Source organism: Heyndrickxia shackletonii (assembly GCF_001420715.1).
GTDB lineage: Bacteria > Bacillota > Bacilli > Bacillales > Bacillaceae_C > Margalitia > Margalitia shackletonii.
In genome coordinates, this window is the sequence record NZ_LJJC01000006.1 from 608,652 (window position 1) to 626,073 (window position 17,422).

The 17,422-nt window shown below is 36.8% G+C and carries 13 protein-coding genes and 1 pseudogene; 7 read left to right on the forward strand and 7 right to left on the reverse strand.

Annotation, left to right across the window (positions count from 1 at the left end):
• Positions 1 to 143 (forward strand): annotated as a pseudogene (locus tag AN964_RS27170) (group II intron reverse transcriptase/maturase); the annotation flags it as partial.
• A gap of 88 nt (positions 144 to 231) precedes the next feature.
• On the opposite strand, the gene AN964_RS21185 reads toward AN964_RS27170, so the two are convergent.
• The 6 genes from AN964_RS21185 to AN964_RS21210 all read right to left on the reverse strand — a co-directional run bounded on the left by AN964_RS21185 (position 232) and on the right by AN964_RS21210 (position 5,590).
• Positions 232 to 462 (reverse strand): hypothetical protein, encoded by a 231-nt coding sequence (locus AN964_RS21185; RefSeq protein ID WP_055741786.1) that lies wholly within the window; start codon positions 460 to 462, stop codon positions 232 to 234.
• Between the two features lie 192 nt (positions 463 to 654).
• Positions 655 to 1,530, reverse strand: coding sequence for a COX15/CtaA family protein (locus AN964_RS21190; RefSeq protein ID WP_055741787.1), 876 nt, complete (start codon positions 1,528 to 1,530; stop codon positions 655 to 657).
• Positions 1,531 to 1,762: 232 nt separating this feature from the next.
• A complete protein-coding gene (locus AN964_RS21195) occupies positions 1,763 to 2,068 on the reverse strand; it encodes a cytochrome o ubiquinol oxidase subunit IV (RefSeq protein ID WP_055741788.1) in 306 nt (101 codons plus the stop codon).
• Positions 2,069 to 2,674: a cytochrome o ubiquinol oxidase subunit III gene (gene cyoC, locus AN964_RS21200; RefSeq protein WP_055741789.1), complete on the reverse strand. Its 606-nt coding sequence runs from the start codon at positions 2,672 to 2,674 to the stop codon at positions 2,069 to 2,071.
• A gap of 12 nt (positions 2,675 to 2,686) precedes the next feature.
• Positions 2,687 to 4,639, reverse strand: a complete 1,953-nt coding sequence (locus AN964_RS21205; protein WP_055741893.1) for a cbb3-type cytochrome c oxidase subunit I — start codon at positions 4,637 to 4,639, stop codon at positions 2,687 to 2,689.
• A gap of 57 nt (positions 4,640 to 4,696) precedes the next feature.
• Entirely contained in the window at positions 4,697 to 5,590 is an 894-nt protein-coding gene (locus AN964_RS21210) for a ubiquinol oxidase subunit II (protein ID WP_055741894.1), read from the reverse strand.
• 611 nt (positions 5,591 to 6,201) lie between these two features.
• On the opposite strand from AN964_RS21210, the gene AN964_RS21215 reads away from it, so the two are divergent.
• The 3 genes from AN964_RS21215 to AN964_RS21225 all read left to right on the forward strand — a co-directional run bounded on the left by AN964_RS21215 (position 6,202) and on the right by AN964_RS21225 (position 12,136).
• Positions 6,202 to 7,569 carry a TrkH family potassium uptake protein gene (locus tag AN964_RS21215; protein ID WP_055741895.1) on the forward strand — a complete coding sequence of 456 codons (1,368 nt, stop codon included), beginning with the start codon at positions 6,202 to 6,204 and terminating at the stop codon, positions 7,567 to 7,569.
• A 205-nt stretch (positions 7,570 to 7,774) separates the two neighbouring features.
• The gene (locus tag AN964_RS21220; RefSeq protein WP_055741790.1) at positions 7,775 to 9,109 is read left to right on the forward strand and encodes a C1 family peptidase; all 1,335 of its coding nucleotides are present in this window, start codon (positions 7,775 to 7,777) and stop codon (positions 9,107 to 9,109) included.
• A 702-nt stretch (positions 9,110 to 9,811) separates the two neighbouring features.
• Positions 9,812 to 12,136: a putative bifunctional diguanylate cyclase/phosphodiesterase gene (locus AN964_RS21225; RefSeq protein WP_244885898.1), complete on the forward strand. Its 2,325-nt coding sequence runs from the start codon at positions 9,812 to 9,814 to the stop codon at positions 12,134 to 12,136.
• A 140-nt stretch (positions 12,137 to 12,276) separates the two neighbouring features.
• On the opposite strand, the gene AN964_RS21230 is transcribed toward AN964_RS21225, so the two are convergent.
• Positions 12,277 to 13,500: a helix-turn-helix domain-containing protein gene (locus AN964_RS21230; protein WP_055741792.1), complete on the reverse strand. Its 1,224-nt coding sequence runs from the start codon at positions 13,498 to 13,500 to the stop codon at positions 12,277 to 12,279.
• A 132-nt stretch (positions 13,501 to 13,632) separates the two neighbouring features.
• Here AN964_RS21230 and AN964_RS21235 point away from each other — a divergent pair, with 132 nt between their 5' ends.
• The 3 genes from AN964_RS21235 (at position 13,633) to AN964_RS21245 (ending at position 17,349) form a co-directional block, all read left to right on the forward strand.
• Complete coding sequence (locus tag AN964_RS21235) at positions 13,633 to 14,940, forward strand: MFS transporter (RefSeq protein ID WP_055741793.1); 1,308 nt, start codon at positions 13,633 to 13,635, stop codon at positions 14,938 to 14,940.
• Positions 14,941 to 15,239: 299 nt separating this feature from the next.
• Positions 15,240 to 15,896 (forward strand): sporulation-specific diadenylate cyclase CdaS, encoded by a 657-nt coding sequence (cdaS, locus tag AN964_RS21240; protein WP_055741794.1) that lies wholly within the window; start codon positions 15,240 to 15,242, stop codon positions 15,894 to 15,896.
• 190 nt (positions 15,897 to 16,086) lie between these two features.
• A complete protein-coding gene (locus AN964_RS21245) occupies positions 16,087 to 17,349 on the forward strand; it encodes a glycoside hydrolase family 18 protein (protein WP_055741795.1) in 1,263 nt (420 codons plus the stop codon).
• The last annotated feature ends 73 nt before the right edge of the window (positions 17,350 to 17,422 follow it).

A 17,422-nucleotide genomic window follows, 5' to 3' on the forward strand; every position in this document is an offset into this window, starting at 1 on the left:
CATACGAATGGGGAAACTCTAGAAAGAAATATTGGAGAATAGCCAGAAGCCCAATCCTACAGAAAACCCTCACAAACTCCTATTGGGAGATGCGAGGGCTGAAGAGTCTTTATGTGAGATATTCTCAACTACGTCAGACATAAATGGAACCGCCGTATACGGAACCGTACGTACGGTGGTGTGAGAGGTCGGGGGTTAGTCACCTCCTCCTACTCGATTTAAAAACGTATGTCATGTAGACTTAATATTTTTATTATCTTTTGAAGTAACTTCCTCCATCAACATGATGGACATACTAAAAATAAGGGTGATTAATGAAGCGATGACAACACCTACACCTGTTGCCGTATAAAAATATCCACCACTGGCAGCGCTTACAAAGAAACTTGCAATAAAAATAAGTACTCCTAAACAGACTCCACAAATGGATCCTTTAATAGCTTTTAGACTTTTTTCATGCATTAATACCATCTCCCTTACTGAATATTCTACCAATAATCACAAAATTGTCAAATATTTTTTCGAAAAAATTAACAAATAGGGGTGGAATAATTCTTATTTTTATGATTTGTTCTGTGATAATAGAGATGGTAACATACATTAGAATAAAACAAATACAAAATAAAAAATCCTAAACATTATATTTAGGATTTTTTATCTGCTATGGAAGCCAATAATGCTTAGAGTACCAACAAGTAAGGATATGATGGAAACATGGATAAGGACCGCACCTAAACTAAGATGAGTGTATATCAATAATGCTCCGCTTAATCCTTGAAGGAGAATAAGTATAAAACAAGTAATACTCAAACGGTAAATGTCTGGCCGAATAGCGCTGAATTTTTTCGCTCTCCATATAAGTATAAGAAAAAGAATGATTAATCCAAGCGCAAATGATCGATGAATGACATCTACCCAAAAAGCCATTCCGACTTCCGATGCATGTTCGGTCGGAAAAGGAAAACCTCGAAAAGAAGCTCCAGATCCCGTTTTGGAAACATACCCGCCAAAGTAAATTGCTGCATATGAAAAAATAAAAATGAACCAAGAAAAAACGGTAAAGGAAAGCGGTAATTTTCCATGGTCCTGTGTCTTTCTTTCACTCTGAAAAATAACATATGCAATATTTACTACCGCAGAAAAGGAAATAAGGGCAATCCCTAAGTGTGCGGCCAAAAGCAATGGTGAAAGGGAGACCATAACAGTTAATGCCCCTAAAGTCGATTCTCCGAGAATGCCTATTACGGCAAACAACACAAGCCATTTTATTTTAGGGGATTTAGATTTATATCGGAACCAAGCAATTGCTGAAACTACAAATAATAAGAGACTCGCAAGGCCAACTACTATTCGATGTGTATACTCAATAACGGAATGGTAATCGGAAAAGTCCGGAAATATACTTCCATTACAAAGTGGGTAACCACTTCCGCACCCCATTGCAGAATTGGTCATCGTATCAACAAAGCCGATAATATTTACTATAAATAGCAATACAGCTGAACTAACTGCAAGCCAAAAAAATTTCATGATTACACCTTCTTTATAAGGTCTAATGATCTTGTTCAGTATTGAACAATGTATAAAGAAAGAACTTCTCTTAGATACCAATGTGACGCACTAAGAGAAGCATTCTTCAAAGTTGTGTTTGTTTTGTATTTGTCTAGCGCAAGCAGCCACCGGCTAGCGGATTTCCACGTGTCATTCCCGCAGGTAATAAATTTACCATTGTACGCCGATGTGCAAGGCACTTCCGCTTGTCTTATTGAACAACTGAATTAAATGACATGATCCAGATTGCACCTACGACAATTGTTACTACGAAAATCAATCCTAAAACTAATGCCATTACATTGTAACGAGGTCCTTCTCCATCACGAATATGCATGAAGAAGAAGAGCTGAATAACAAATTGTAATACGGCTGCTATTAAAATAACAGGTAAAAGCACTGATTTTGCAAGCATATGATTTAACACAAGTACAAGCGGGATGATTGTCAAAATAATAGATAGGATAAATCCAATTACATAAGCTTTAATGGATGCAGTATGTTCATGATTTGACATTTACATCACCCCCATTAAATAAACAACAGTAAGGATGAAGATCCAAACGGCATCTAAGAAGTGCCAGTAAAGACTTATTACAGAGATCTTTCTTTTCGTTACAGTTGTAATCCCTTTACGAGATAGTTGAATCATTAATCCGATCATCCAGAAGATACCTACGGTAACGTGCAATCCGTGTGTTCCTACTAATGTAAAGAAAGAAGTAAGGAAAGCACTCTTAGAGATAGTTGCACCTTCATGAACCATATTAGTGAACTCGTTGATTTCAAGTCCCACAAACACTGCACCAAGGGCAGCTGTAACGATAAGCCAGCCCAATAGTGCTTTTTTATTTCCTTTGTGCATGAATAAAACAGCTATACCACTTGTAAACGAACTTATTAATAAGATAAAGGTTTCAATGATAAAACCAGGTTTATCAAATTCCTTCCCTGTAAATCCTCCATTTGTGTGAGTATGCAAAACAGCATAAGCTGCAAATAGAGTCGCGAAAAGGAGACAGTCGGTTACAAGGAAAATCCAAAAACCTAATATTTTTAACCCTTCCTGGTCTACATGACCATGATCGTGGTTAGAAACATGAGCAGAAACGCTTTGTTGCATGTTTAAAACCTCCTAATTTGCAGTTTGTTGAGCTGAAAGAACACGATTTCTATATTCATTTTCAGTTCGCTCTATCTCTTCCACAGGAATATAGTAATCTGTGTCATATTGGAATGAACGTACGAATAAAGTAACTACAACACCGATTAAGCCAGCAACTCCCATCCACATCCATTCAAATGTAAATCCGAATCCGGCAATAAAGAAGAAGCATGCCATGATGAATGGAACACCAGTGTTTTTCGGCATATGAATTGGCTCGTATTTAACCGGTTTTTCTTGATAGTCTCCATTTTTCATTTCTTGTTTTTTATACCACCATGCATCACGACCTTTTACTTCAGGTAGAATTGCAAAGTTGTATACAGGTGCAGGAGACGGGATAGACCATTCTAGTGTACGACCATCCCAAGCATCACCGGTTACATCACGTTCACCGTGTTTAATACTATAAACAATTTGCCATACTTGGAAGATGAATCCGATACCCATTAAGAATGCTCCGACCGTAGATATCATGTTGAGCGGTGCCCAACCCATATCCCATCCTGCAGAAGCATTATAGGTATAAATACGACGAGTCATTCCCATGAAACCAAGGGCATATTGAGGCATGAAGCAAACATAGAAACCAATTTGCCATAACCAGAATGCCCATTTTCCAAGACGATCATTTAACTTAATTCCAAAGATTTTAGGGAACCAATAATACATACCTGCTAAATATCCGAATACAACCCCACCGATTAATACTTGGTGGAAGTGGGCGATTAAGAAATAGCTGTTGTGATATTGATAATCCGCTGGTGCTGCGGCAAGCATAACGCCTGTTGCTCCTCCGACAAGGAAACACGGAACGAATGCATAAAACCAAAGCATCGGTTGAGTAATGCGCACCCTTCCTCGAAACATCGTAAAGAGCCAGTTAAATATCTTTACTCCGGTAGGAATTGCGATGATCATCGTACAAATAGCAAAGACAATGTTTACATCGGCTCCGGCACCCATTGTAAAGAAATGGTGTACCCAAGTGTAATAAGAAACAACACTTATGGCAATCATAGAAAATACCATGGAACTATAACCGAAGATACGTTTTTTCGAGAAGGTTGCTACTACTTCAGAGAACACTCCGAATGCAGGTAAGACAACGATATATACTTCAGGGTGACCCCACATCCAAATTAAGTTGACGTACATCATTGGATTTCCGCCAGCTGTTGATGTGAAGAAATGTCCGCCTAATAAACGGTCAATTGTTAACATAGCTAATGTTACTGTAAGAATAGGGAACGCACCTAAAATAGCGATAGAAGATGCCAATGTAGACCATGTGAAAAGTGGCATGTCACGTAATCGCATAGATGGCGTACGCATTTTTAAAATCGTAACGACAAAGTTAATTCCGGTCGCTAAACTTCCGATACCGGATATCTGAATGCCCCATATCCAGTAGTTTTGACCTGGACCTGGACTAAATGCACTTTCTGATAATGGTGGATAAGAAAGCCAACCAGCATTTGGTGAACCACCAATAACGAACGAAAGATTAAAGAGCATTGCTCCGATGAAAAATAGCCAGAAACTAATAGCATTTAAAGCTGGGAAAGCAACATCTCTTGCTCCAATTTGTAAAGGAACAACCATGTTAAATAAAGCAAACATAAATGGCATTGCCATAAATAGAATCATAATAGTACCATGAGTCGTAAAAATCTCATTATAATGCTCTGACTCTAAAAAGTGAGCATTTGGAACAGCGAGCTGTGCCCGCATTAAAAGGGCATCCACTCCACCGCGGAAGAGCATTAGTAAAGCGGCTAAAAGATACATAATACCAATTTTTTTATGATCAACGGTTGTGATCCATTCTCTCCATATCCAACCCCATTTTTTAAAATAGGTGAGGCAAAAAACAATCGCAACCACTGCTAATACAATCGAAACATCGGCTCCATAGATCATTGGATCGCCGGTGACAAAGAAATGCGATGTATCCAAAACGGATCTCCTCCTTATTTATTATTTTTTCATATCCATTCCATCCATTGAATGACTACCACTCATATCCATTCCGTCCATCGACTTGCCGTCGCCCATATGATTCATATGTTTCATATATTCTCCGCCGTTTTTATTCACAATGCCTTCATATAGACCTTTTGGATAGGATGAAAAGCTTAATTCTTTTTCTAAGCCTGGTTTTTCTAAGTTTTTATATCCTGCATTTGTTAAGGCAGGAGAGTTCTTTTTCACTTTATCTGCCCACTTATTGAAGTTTTCTTGTGTAACAGATTTCACTCTAAATTGCATGTGAGCAAATCCTTTACCAGTGAAGTTAGCCCCTGAGCCAAAATATTCACCAGTTTTATCAGCTTGAAGCCATAATCCCATTGACATACCTGGCATTGTATATTCTTGTCCACCTAGCTGTGGAACCCAGAATGAATTCATTGTTCCAGAAGAAGTTAGAACGAATTGAACTGGAACACCAGCTGGAATTTCTGCGTAATTCACAGTAGCAATTTTCTTGTCAGGATACGTAAACATCCATTTCCAATCTAAGGATGTTACTTGAATGACAATAGGCTTAACATCTTTCACAGGTGGTTTTGTTAAGTTCATTGTTGTTTTCGCTGTAAAGACACCAAGTATTGCAACGATAACAACAGGAATTCCCCACCAAATTACCTCCAACACCTTACTATCTGCCCATTCAGGCTGATATGGTGCTTTGTTATCCGGTGTATCACGGTATCGAATAGCAATATAAACGAAAATACCTATAACAGGAATAATGACAACTGCACACAAAATTACCGAAATGATAATTAAACGTAACTCTTCATGGCCAACAGGGCCTTCTGGATTTAGGACAATGTATTTGCTTCGATCACAGCCAGCCAAAAGGACCATGCCGAGAAGAGCTAAAAAGGAATATTTAGCATATTTGGTCCATTTTCTCAATGGTAATTCCCCTTTCGTTTGAGATTAGATTCTATTTATTAAAAAACAATACAACTATAGCAGATTAATTTTTAATTGAATATCTATATTAGTAGAATAAATGCAAGTGTCAGAGAAAGTTCAAACTTGGATGCAAATATTCCACTTACAAGTAAAAATATGCAATAACTATATATTTTTACCAGTTAAAAAAATATTCGATTCCGATTATTCTGTTTATATTATTAAAGGTGAATAGTAAGCGCTTTATCTTGTTTTATAAGGTTTTGTGAAGGTTTTGTTACAGAGTACATAATCTTGGAAATTTTTATGCTCAGTTATGAACATAAAATTAATGAAGGTTTTTAATCCTACTCAAGGGGTAGGATCATTCATCTATATATATTATATCGATATAGTAAATGTTGTATTGGAAATAATATAAACAACAGTTGTCTGTGAAAGATGTATAAAAAAGTAAAGCGTGTGCAATAAACTTGAAGATTTTCCAATATCCCTTCCAAATATAACTAAGATTCTTTATGATAAGAGAAATGGAAAAAATGGGGGATAAAGAATTCATGTTTGGTAAGATGCGTGTGTGGCTGGAAAGACGCTCACCGGTCCAAGTTATTGTAGGTTATTATTTACTGGCGGTAGTGGTATCCATTTTATTATTCAGTCTCCCAGCGGTGCATAAACCTGGGGTTCATATAAGTTTTATTGACACTGTTTTTACAGCGGTCAGCGTTGTTAGTGATACTGGATTGACGGTGTTTAACATTTCGGAGAACTATAGTTTATTTGGATATTTTGTCATTATGATTGTTTTACAATTTGGCGGCATTGGGATAATGGCGATGAGTACTTTCTTTTGGCTCCTTTTAGGGAGGAGAATTGGCTTACGTGAACGCCGTTTAATCATGGTAGACAATAATCAGTTTGCATTATCGGGTCTAGTACAGTTAGTGAAAGAAATACTAAAAATGGTTCTTTGGACAGAACTAATAGGGGCAGTTATTTTCGGATTTCATTTTTTGAAGTATTTCCCTACATGGAAGGAAGCATTTCTGCAAGGGTTATTTGCATCCGTAAGTGCTACCACTAATGCTGGTATGGATATAACCGGAGAGTCTCTTACTCCATTTGCCGGGGACTATTTTGTGCAAATCATAACGATCATCCTGATAATTTTTGGTGCAATAGGATTTCCTGTATTAATTGAAGTAAAGACGTATTTTTCAAGCAGAAAGAAAAAGCTGGAGCATCCATTTCGCTTTTCCTTATTTACAAAGATAACGACCTTTACTTATGGAATTCTATTTATTACTGGTACTATCTTGATTTTATTATTAGAATGGCAGCACTATTTTAAGAGTTTAACGTGGCATCAAAGTTTTTTCTATGCGCTTTTTCAAGCAGCAACAACGAGAAGTGCGGGACTTACGACCATGAATATTACCGAATTTTCCGTTCCAACTTTATTGATAATGAGTGTATTTATGTTTATTGGCGGATCACCTAATTCTGTAGGAGGGGGAATTCGCACAACAACCTTTGCATTAAATATGTTGTTTGTCTATCATTTTGCAAAGGGAAACCGTGAGATTAAAATCTTTAAACGGGAACTCCATCAAGATGATGTTATGAAGTCATTGGCAATAACCATATTAGCGATTATGATGTGTTGTATTTCCGTAGTAACAATAAGTATTTCTGATAAGCAGCAGGAGCTTATTTCTATATTATTTGAAGTTTGCTCTGCCTTTGGTACAGTGGGTCTGTCCATGGGAATCACTCCTGACCTGAGCATTCTTTCTAAATGTATTCTGATGATTCTTATGTTTGTTGGAAGGATAGGATTAACCTCATTCCTATATATAATAGGAGGAGACAATAATAAGAAAGCGAAATATCATTATCCGAAAGAGAGAGTCGTGACAGGATGATGGAGCACAAATGCGTTAGCCGATAGGCTCTGGAGCTAGACGTAGGCAATATTATTAAATGGATATCCAAAGGTATAAATTTTAAAATTCCTAAACAATACAATAGGACGGTTCTTCTATTTAAGAGGGATCGTCCTTTTTTACTCTTCTTATTTTGATAATTAAGAATATAATGAAAGGAAGATGCGCATAAGGGGGAAATCAAATGGCAAATGAAATTTCTGCAAAAATGGTAGAGAAGTTTTCGGAAAAGGTGAATGATTCACTGCCTGAAAGGATAGTGAAAAATGCCGTGATCAGAAACGGTATTGATGCAGTTGCTGAAAATAGTGATGCGGTTGTAGCTATGAATCATGTCTTCTCTGATGAGATCGAAACAGGAAAAGTATCTAATCAAAAACAAAGCGGAAGATGTTGGATGTTTGCGGCACTAAATACGTTTCATCACAAAATGAATCGTGAGTTTCAATTAAAAGATTTCGAGCTATCCCAAAATTACATTAACTTCTGGGATAAGTTTGAAAAGGCAAATTATTTTCTTGAAAGCGTGCTCGAAACGGCAAACGAACCTTTAGACGGCAGGCTAGTTTCTTGGATCTTGGCTACACCTCAACAGGATGGCGGACAATGGGATATGTTTGTTTCATTGGTTAAGAAGTATGGAGTAGTGCCAAAACAAGCAATGCCGGAAACTTTCCAAAGCAGCAGTTCTATGCGACTAAATGCTATTTTGAATACGAAATTGCGGGAAGATGCAGTAAAGCTTAGAGATTTGCACAGGAAAGGGGAAGCAGCCGCTGCCTTAAACCAGGCAAAGGAAGAAATGCTATCTGAAATCTATAAAATTCTAACTCTCTCATTAGGCGAGCCGCCAAAAACATTTAATTTTGAGTATAGGAATAAAGAAAAAGAGTTTCATAGAGACTTGAGTATTACTCCACATCAGTTCTATGAAAAATATATTGGACTTAATTTAGATGATTATGTGAGCATTATCAACGCACCGACTCAAGATAAACCATATGGAAAAACCTATACGGTTCAATTCCTTGGAAACGTTGTAGAAGGAAAGCAAATTAAATACCTTAATGTTGATATGGAAACGATGAAGGAACTTGCCATCAAGCAAATCCAAGATAATGAAAGTGTTTGGTTTGGGTGCGATGTAGGCAAGTCTTCCAATAAAGATCACGGTATTATGGATTTAGACCTTTATGATTATGAAACGACTTTAGGCATCCAATTTTCGATGACGAAAGCACAAAGACTAGATTATAAGGGTAGCGTCATGACGCATGCCATGGTTCTGACCGGTGTGAATCTTGTAGAAGGCAAACCAAACAGATGGAAAGTGGAAAACAGCTGGGGTGAAAAAGTTGGTAACAAAGGGTATTTTGTTATGAGTGACAAGTGGATGGATGAATATACCTATCAAATTGTCATAAACAAGAAGTACCTTTCCGATGAGTTGAAAAAGGCATGGGAACAGGATCCTATTCCTTTAAAACCTTGGGATCCAATGGGATCTCTTGCGAAATAGGTAAGAAGGAGGGGCGGTTCCTGCGCTTTAATTAGAAAGTGGGGGGCTGCTTTTCTTTTAATTTAATATTTTCCACTGCCTAATTCGCCATTTTTTTCTTAGTACAATGGGATAAAAGGTTGTAAATTTCAGTTACTTGCTTATTTTAATCAAACGTTTGATTAATAAGGGAACACGTAGAATACAGTCGAAATTTGTTTTTTAGTATAGAAAAAGCAAAGCACCAAACTAGTTCGCCAGCTAAGTGCCAAAATTCCTTGATGCACGGCATCAAAATCATGATTTATTCCATTATATTCAAGCGAAAATCCTTGTGATAAGATATTTAGTAGAACCTAATTTAAACGCATAATTACGATAAAACTACTTAATTCCTTTAAAGATTAGGAGATACATATGCGCGCTTTCAAACCATTTTTATCAAGATGGAAACGCGAACCATTTTTATTTCTTGTTTTCACAGGATTATTCCTTGTTTTTTCAAGTTATAAATTGACGTTTGCTTATGGAATTACTTTTTCCTTTTCAAGTATTTTTTTATTTTTGATATTTAGACTGATAGGGCTTCCTAGTGCGGTTTTTGCAGGAATTATAGGCCTTTTTTTCGTTCAACATAGTTTTTATGGTTTCGGTTACGGCTGTCTTTCCATAATAGAACTTTTATTTGTTGGTGCTTTTTTTTATAAAGGAAGAAGGGCAAAAATGTTCTATGTGGACGCTTTATTTTGGTTCACGTTTGGACTTATAGGAGTCCTATTTTTAAACTGGAAGCCTTTGACGGGGAACGCCCTGTATTTTAAAGTGTCAAAGGATATCATTAACGGCTGTTTTAATGTTCTAATGGCAGATATGCTGCTTGCATATGTTCCTTTTTATAAAATACTGAAAGTGAATAAAAACAATGTTTCTTTTCATCAATTTCTGTCCCATATAACGTTCATTTCGATTCTTTTCCCATTTTTCCTGAATATTGCAACAAACTCCACGAATGTCCATGATTATATTGTAAAGGATTCAGAGAGACAGGCAGCAAATAGTGTAAATCGGATGGAAAAGTCTGTTGTTTTATGGTATAAAGACGATTTGCATAAATTGTATGACCCTTCTCCAGCGAGCCGTTTAAATGAAACGATAAAGGAAAATAAAGAACAGGAATACGATATTATTATCACGGATTTTGATCATAAAGTGATTGCTACTAGTTTACACGGGATTAAAGTAGACCAAAAGTATGATTGGCAGCAGCAGTATGAATGGAAAAAGCTATCAAATAACTTTTATGAGGCATTACCAAAGGAACCGACAAAAGTAATGCCTATTATGAAATGGGGATTAGGAATCTATGTTTATTCGAAAAAAATAGATGCTTTATCCATGAACATGATGATTCAGTTTCCTATCTCTCGATATCAGGAAAAAATATATGAAAATTTTTTAGATCAGTTAAAGTATTCGATTCTGTTTGCGATTTTACTTGTAATTCTTGTCCAGGTTGTTAGCCGGATTTTTATCAATAATCTAAAGCAATTGACCATTGCAACAACTGGCTTGCCGCAGAAGCTTATTAATTTGGAGAAAGTAGTGTGGCCACAAAGCTATGTAGCTGAGCTTCGATTGCTTACGCAAAATTTGAAAATGATGGCTGAAAAGATTAAAGAATTGTTCCAGGAAAGCAATGATATGAATAGGAAGCTAACGGAACAAACGGAAAAATTAAAGGAATCAGAGGACCAATTGCATCATCTTGCATTTTTTGATGTCTTAACGGGATTACCTAATAGACTTCACTTTCAGGCCTTTGTGAAAAATTTAATTAAAAATCCTTCAACTAAAAGGGTGGCAATCATTTTTATCGATATCAATCAATTTAAGCAAATCAATGACACATTAGGGCATGATGCGGGAGATGCATTGCTTCAATTAATCGCTAAAAAACTGAGAGGATTGCAAAATGATCATAGGGAGGTTTTTCGCCTTAGCGGGGATGAATTTGTGATCGTACAAAATGTGGGGGGTGATGGATTGCAACATTCATTGGAGCAAATTCTTGATGCGTTTTCGTCTTCCTTCCCGGTTCAGGGACATATGTTTTATGTTACAGCTAGTATTGGGGTAAGTATATATCCTGAGGATGGAAAGGATTTAGATACACTTGTCAAATGTGCTGACATTGCCATGTATATTTCGAAGGAAAAAGGCGGCAATCGAGTCCAATTTTTTAATGAGTCAATGAGAAATAAATTTCATGAACATTTGCTGGTGGAAAATGCTTTACGAACGGCTGTAGATAAGGGAGGCTTCGAGCTTTATTATCAGCCGAAAACGAAGATGGACAAGGTAACAAGCATGGAAGCATTATTGCGCTGGAGGGATCCACAGCTTGGTTTTGTTTCACCGGCAACCTTTATTCCGATTGCAGAGGAAATTGGGCTGATTTTGCAAATAGATGAATGGTCCTTATTGCAGGCTTGCAGACAAAATAAAAAATGGCAGGATGAAGGTTTACTCCAGGTTCCTATATCCGTCAATATATCAGCAAAACATTTTCAACAGGATTCGTTAATCCCTTTAATTAAAAAGGCTTTAGATTTATCAGGTATGGAATCGAAGTATTTAAAATTAGAGATTACCGAAAGTGTATTTATTAAAGATCCGATGCAGGTAGCAGATGTTATTTATAAGTTGAAAAAATTAGGAGTTCATATCTCGATTGATGACTTTGGGACAGGCTATTCTTCTATGTATCAATTGCTGCAGCTGCCTTTCGACGAGATTAAGATTGACCGGCAGTTCATTACAGACATCCACCAAGACGAAAAGAAGGCTCTTTTGGTGAATTCTGTTCTTGATATTGCTCACGGATTACACCTTAATGTCGTAGCAGAAGGAGTGGAAAGTGTAATGGAAAGGGACTTATTGCTGCAAATGGGCTGCGACGAGATCCAAGGTTATTTATTTAGTCCTCCTGTGAATCAAGAAGAGATGAGGAAGTTTTTGGCGAAGACAGATGAGGAATTGGTTGTTTGAGCGCTTGATATTTGCAGGCAATTAGAATAGAAAGAAAATGAATGGAGGCCTATAACTCTTTGGTTATAGACCTCTATTTATTTTTGTCCGTGTCGGGTGTACAGTGTGACGAAATGTCTACGAGAGGTGCCTGACACCACTTACATTTTGTGTTTAATCATATCGTACGTTTCTTGACTGAAATCTTTATATGGTGTTTGCGGAAGCGGTGCAAAGTTCTCTACTGCTATATTGGCAAAGTGAAGAGCATTGCTTGTATGTCCCAGTTTCAAATGGCAAAGTGCTTTATATGAATCCATCACATAAAATAGTGATAAATCAAAGGGATGACAGGCGAAGGATGGGATTTCAACCTTCTCTAGACTAGAGATTGCTTCTTCAAAGAGACCAAGTCCATATAAAGCTTTTCCTTTTTCAAGGTGGAACCAATGTATAAAAATATTTGATGTATCCGGTTCGGAAAAAAACTCATCTATTTCTTTCAGTGCCTTAGAGTAATCCTTTTTGTCTTCATTAAGGGACATAACGTCAAAAAGCTTATAAAATAGGATAGATTGTATATCCTCTGCAAATTCCCCGTATTGCTTAATTTTTTGTAAATAATACGATTTTTTTTCTTCATTTTTAAACATCAGTGCATTGGCGGCAGCCAGTCTGTACAAATCATCGGTAAGGTAAAAGATCCGATTTTCCTTTGAAAAGTGAATGGCGTTTTCCATCACTTTTTCAGCTGATTGATTATCCCCCACGGCAAAATGCAAAATGGATTCATGATAATCAAGATTTACACGGGTTATTGGGTCTATATAGGCATGGTTTGCCTCTATATGTGATCGTTCTTCTAATAGTGAATTTAAAGCAAACGAATAGTCATGATCTGTGAATTTTACCATTGAACGGAAAATTCCAATCGATGCACGGTTGGAAGTAAGATTTATTTGGTCATATATGATTGCAGCGCGCTCCAAATAATCCTGCCAGTCGTTCTTTTTTTCGTAATAGAGGCAGCGGCTGTAAATGTCTAAAAGTCTGGCAGATTCATACCCTTGCATGAGCTTATCAATAATTGGTTCTATTAAAGTAATTACTTGTTCATATTTTATTGGGTTCTCTTTGAGGTTCGCATTAAATAGGTTTTCAGCCTTTTCAAGAATCTCCCTTAATTCCTGTGAACTGATTTCTTCTAAAAGATCCGCAACATCTACTTCGAGTTGTTTAGCAATGTAGGCTAAGCTTTCCATGGAAGGTTTGGCCTTATTATTTTCAATCAGGCTTAGCATTCCCTTAGTGAGTTCTTCTCCTGCAAGTGCTTCTAGGGTCATCTTCTTTTGTTTTCTTAATTTTCGTATTCGCTCTCCAAGCATGATAAATAGACACACTCCTAATCCCTGTGAATAGTTTAATTATATTAAACTTTTGCTTGAAAAGGAAATATCAGCGTGATATGATTTGTTTAATTAAATTAAACTTTTTTGAAAATGGGGATGGGGATTATTATGGATAGCGAATTAAAGTTAAAAAAGGCAACTTATCATCTTTGGACATTTACGATTAGCAAGCTCATTGGTTCTTTTGGATCACAAGTGTATTCCTTTGCTATTAGTTTTTACATTTTACAGTTAACAGGATCGGCAACTAATTTTGCCGCTAATCTCTTGTGCAGTATTCTTCCTCGTACACTGGCAGGTCCTTTTGCCGGATATGTAGCAGATAATTTTCCTAGAAAAACAATTGCCATCACATCACAGATTGCACAGACTTTAGCAATTGGCGGGCTCCTTACAACTAGTTTAACTTCGGGTCTTTCCCTTCCAGCTATTTATATAGCAACCTGTATATTGTCTCTAACATCCACATTTTCAGGAGTAAATTTTACCTCCTCTATTACTGGGCTGATTGACGAAGCAAGAATACAGAAAGCAATGTCATTAAATCAAATGTCCATTTCATTCGCAGCCATAGGGAGCCCAGTGGTAGGCGGTTTATTGTATGGTACTGTTTCGATTCCAGTATTTCTTATCCTATATATGACCGCATCTGTTATAGCAGTTATTCTTGAGTCAACGATGAATTTCAAGTTGTTTGCTAATCGAAAGACTAATGGGGAAGGTAAAACAAAGGAGCCAATATGGGATAGTATGAAAGCAGGAATTGCTTATTTAAAATTAAATCCTCTCATTACAACAATCATCTGGGTCGCATTATTAGTAAACTTTTTCTTTGGTGCACAACAAGTGGGGTATTCCTTTGTTCTAATAGATAAATTAAAAGTAGAATCTCAGCATTTTGGACTGACAGAAGGGGCGTTTGCAGTAGGAATGCTCGTGCTTTCTTTTTATTTATCTGTACGCAAGGAAGTGAAGTTTCCGCTTCTTTCATCAAAACGTGGCATTATTGCGTTAGGATTAATTATGAGTGGAATTGCTTTACCACTTTTTATTAAGATGACTTATGCTTCGATTATTGTCTTTTACATGATATTAATGTTTGGTTTCGGAGCATTGATAATTATTGTTAACACTCCTATTCAAGTAATGCTGCAAAAGCAAATTGATGATGATTATAAAGGGCGTGTGTTTTCTATCATCGAAACGATGGCTCAGGCCCTGTCACCATTGGCAATGGTTATATACGGCTTTTTATACGATTTCATCCCCGCCGGATGGATATTGATAATATCCGCTTCCGTCCTAATTGGGGTCGTTACAATTCTTATAAGACCATCCGTGGTTCGAAAAGCACATCCTGAATGGAGAGAGAAGGAGATTGTGAAGGGGAAAATTGTAACTGCCAAATCGGAATAGATTTATCTGTAAAAAGAGAGGTTGATAGTTCATTTATCTGTGAACAATCAACTTTTTTATTTCAGTGTCATTCGATATGTAAATTATGCCATTTTATTTTTAAGGTAGATGCAGATACTAAATAAAAAAATTTTTTATACTTGAGTATTTAGCTCTATAAAGGGAAGGGATTTCAATACACGAATTAACCAATACTAAGATTAAACAATGTGGTTTCTTGAAGTCGTAACAATAAATCTTAAATGTTCCCACTAGGAAGATTGCTGTGAAAACTTATATATAATGGGAGGGAAACGAACATGGATAATAAAAACTGTGATTTTTCCCCTATGAAACAACAGTTAATACAAGGGCTTCAAGATTTAATTGCCCACCTTCAGTCAAATTTATCCAAGCTCGGTGGAGAAGAATATTGCTTATTAAATTGTCTGGAAGATGCCAAAAATCAGTTAGCGGATATTGAAGCAATGGCAGCCTCCTTTTATTTAAATTGCTATTTATCGTCCTTCACGGATACATATGAAGATTTATCTACATCTATTCAGCATCTTTCGAAAAAAAGACATGGTGCATTGATTGTCGTTGAGAGAAGCCATTCATTAGATTCCGTTATTCAAAAAGGAACCCCAATGGAGGCAGTAGTAACTCCCAAATTATTAGAGGCAATCTTTTACCCTGGAAATCCTCTTCACGATGGGGCTGTTTTAATTCGAGGGAATGTTGTCGTTTCCGCTTCAAATGTCCTTCCTCTAACAAAAAGAAAAATTGGAAAGGAAAAAGTCGGAACACGACACCGGGCTGCACTTGGAGTGACTGAGCTAAGTGATGCATTGGCACTTGTTGTGTCGGAAGAAACGGGCAAAATTTCTTTTGCGTTGGAAGGGAATTTGTATCCGATTAATATGTCTGATCCTGCTTCTTTTGAAACCCAGCCAAAGACAGTCGATACTTTATAAGAATTTTTTCACTTTAATTCAAATGATGGGGGGAATTTTACCTTCCTAAAATTTTTAAACTACTACTTGATAAATAATGTTCTCCATTGATTACAGTTTTTACATGAAAATAAATTTATTAGGGATGTCCCTCCTCTGTATTCCCGTATATATATAGTGGTGCTTATTTAGTAAACGGGAGGGGAGTGTAATGTTTATTCATATAGTTCGACAAGGAGACACTTTATTTAAATTAAGCAGAATGTACCAAATCCCAGTTGAAAGGTTAAGATTGGCAAATGGTTTTGGGGATTCTAATCTTGTTGTTGGGCAAGCGGTACTTGTTCCTAAATATACTTATATAGTACAGCCGGGAGACTCTTTTTTCGAAATTGCCAAAAAGGCGATGGTAACGGAAGAACAATTAAGACATGCAAATCCTTCTATACAGCCTGCTGCAATACAACCTGGAATGGAGATTAAAATACCAAATATATCGAATTACCTTGCCGGTACGTTGCAATATTATCAAGTTCGGAGTCCGGAACAGGATGCAGAATTAATTAGTCAATTTGCCCCTTATTCGTCGTCAATCGCTATTTTTGAGTATCACTTCGCCAGAAACGGAGATATCGTAAATACGCTTAATGATGCGGTAGCTGTCCGCACTACTTGGCAGCATCGCGTTACTCCATTAATAACGATAACCAATCTTACCTCTCAAGGTTTTAGCTCTGATCTTGCAAGTGCTGTTTTGAATAATCCTACGGCACGAACCAAACTAGTCAACAATATTGCTTATTTAACAAAAAGACACGGCTATGGTGGAGTAAATATCGATTTTGAACTTGTTAAAGCGGCGGATAGAGATCTTTTTACGGGATTTTTACGGGAACTGAAGGACCGCTTGAGACAAGATAGACTGGCTGTAACAGTTGCGGTCCCTGCAAAGACAAGTGAAGATATTTCTTGGTTAAGGGGATATGATTACGGAGGAATCGGTGCAGTAGTAGATTATATGTTTATTATGGCTTATGACTGGCATCATTCCGGAAGTGAGCCTGGTCCTGTTGCACCAATAACTGAAGTTAGAAAATCCATTGAATTTGCTATAAAAACAGTTCCAAGCAGGAAAATTATTCTTGGCGTTCCGTTGTATGGATATGATTGGATTATCCCTTATAGCCCCGGAAGAATAGCACCAGGTGTATCCAATCAAAATGCAATTGAAACGGCCATGCGATATCAATCACCTATACAATACTCTGAAGAATACCAATCTCCATATTATAGATATAGGGATCAAAATGGATTGACACATGAAGTCTGGTTTGAAGACGTAAGGAGTATGAGCGCAAAAATGCAACTGGTCCGAAACTATGGTCTCCAAGCCATAGGTGCATGGCAATTATCACTTGGATTTACTCCTGGTGTATGGTTGTTGAGGAAATTTTTTACTATTCGGAAGTTGTAATAAATATTATAAGAATTTTCTATCAGCAACTCTTTTGTAAATGATAATGTAAGGTAAATCCAATATAATAGTA

Coding starts and splice junctions, on each gene's coding strand:
- AN964_RS21185 (WP_055741786.1), bottom strand. CDS start 462: ATGCATGAAAAAAGTCTAAAAGCTATTAAAGGATCCATTTGTGGAGTC.
- AN964_RS21190 (WP_055741787.1), bottom strand. CDS start 1,530: ATGAAATTTTTTTGGCTTGCAGTTAGTTCAGCTGTATTGCTATTTATA.
- AN964_RS21195 (WP_055741788.1), bottom strand. CDS start 2,068: ATGTCAAATCATGAACATACTGCATCCATTAAAGCTTATGTAATTGGA.
- cyoC (WP_055741789.1), bottom strand. CDS start 2,674: ATGCAACAAAGCGTTTCTGCTCATGTTTCTAACCACGATCATGGTCAT.
- AN964_RS21205 (WP_055741893.1), bottom strand. CDS start 4,639: ATGATCTATGGAGCCGATGTTTCGATTGTATTAGCAGTGGTTGCGATT.
- AN964_RS21210 (WP_055741894.1), bottom strand. CDS start 5,590: ATGGTCCTTTTGGCTGGCTGTGATCGAAGCAAATACATTGTCCTAAAT.
- AN964_RS21215 (WP_055741895.1), top strand. CDS start 6,202: ATGTTTGGTAAGATGCGTGTGTGGCTGGAAAGACGCTCACCGGTCCAA.
- AN964_RS21220 (WP_055741790.1), top strand. CDS start 7,775: ATGGCAAATGAAATTTCTGCAAAAATGGTAGAGAAGTTTTCGGAAAAG.
- AN964_RS21225 (WP_244885898.1), top strand. CDS start 9,812: ATGTTCTATGTGGACGCTTTATTTTGGTTCACGTTTGGACTTATAGGA.
- AN964_RS21230 (WP_055741792.1), bottom strand. CDS start 13,500: ATGCTTGGAGAGCGAATACGAAAATTAAGAAAACAAAAGAAGATGACC.
- AN964_RS21235 (WP_055741793.1), top strand. CDS start 13,633: ATGGATAGCGAATTAAAGTTAAAAAAGGCAACTTATCATCTTTGGACA.
- cdaS (WP_055741794.1), top strand. CDS start 15,240: ATGGATAATAAAAACTGTGATTTTTCCCCTATGAAACAACAGTTAATA.
- AN964_RS21245 (WP_055741795.1), top strand. CDS start 16,087: ATGTTTATTCATATAGTTCGACAAGGAGACACTTTATTTAAATTAAGC.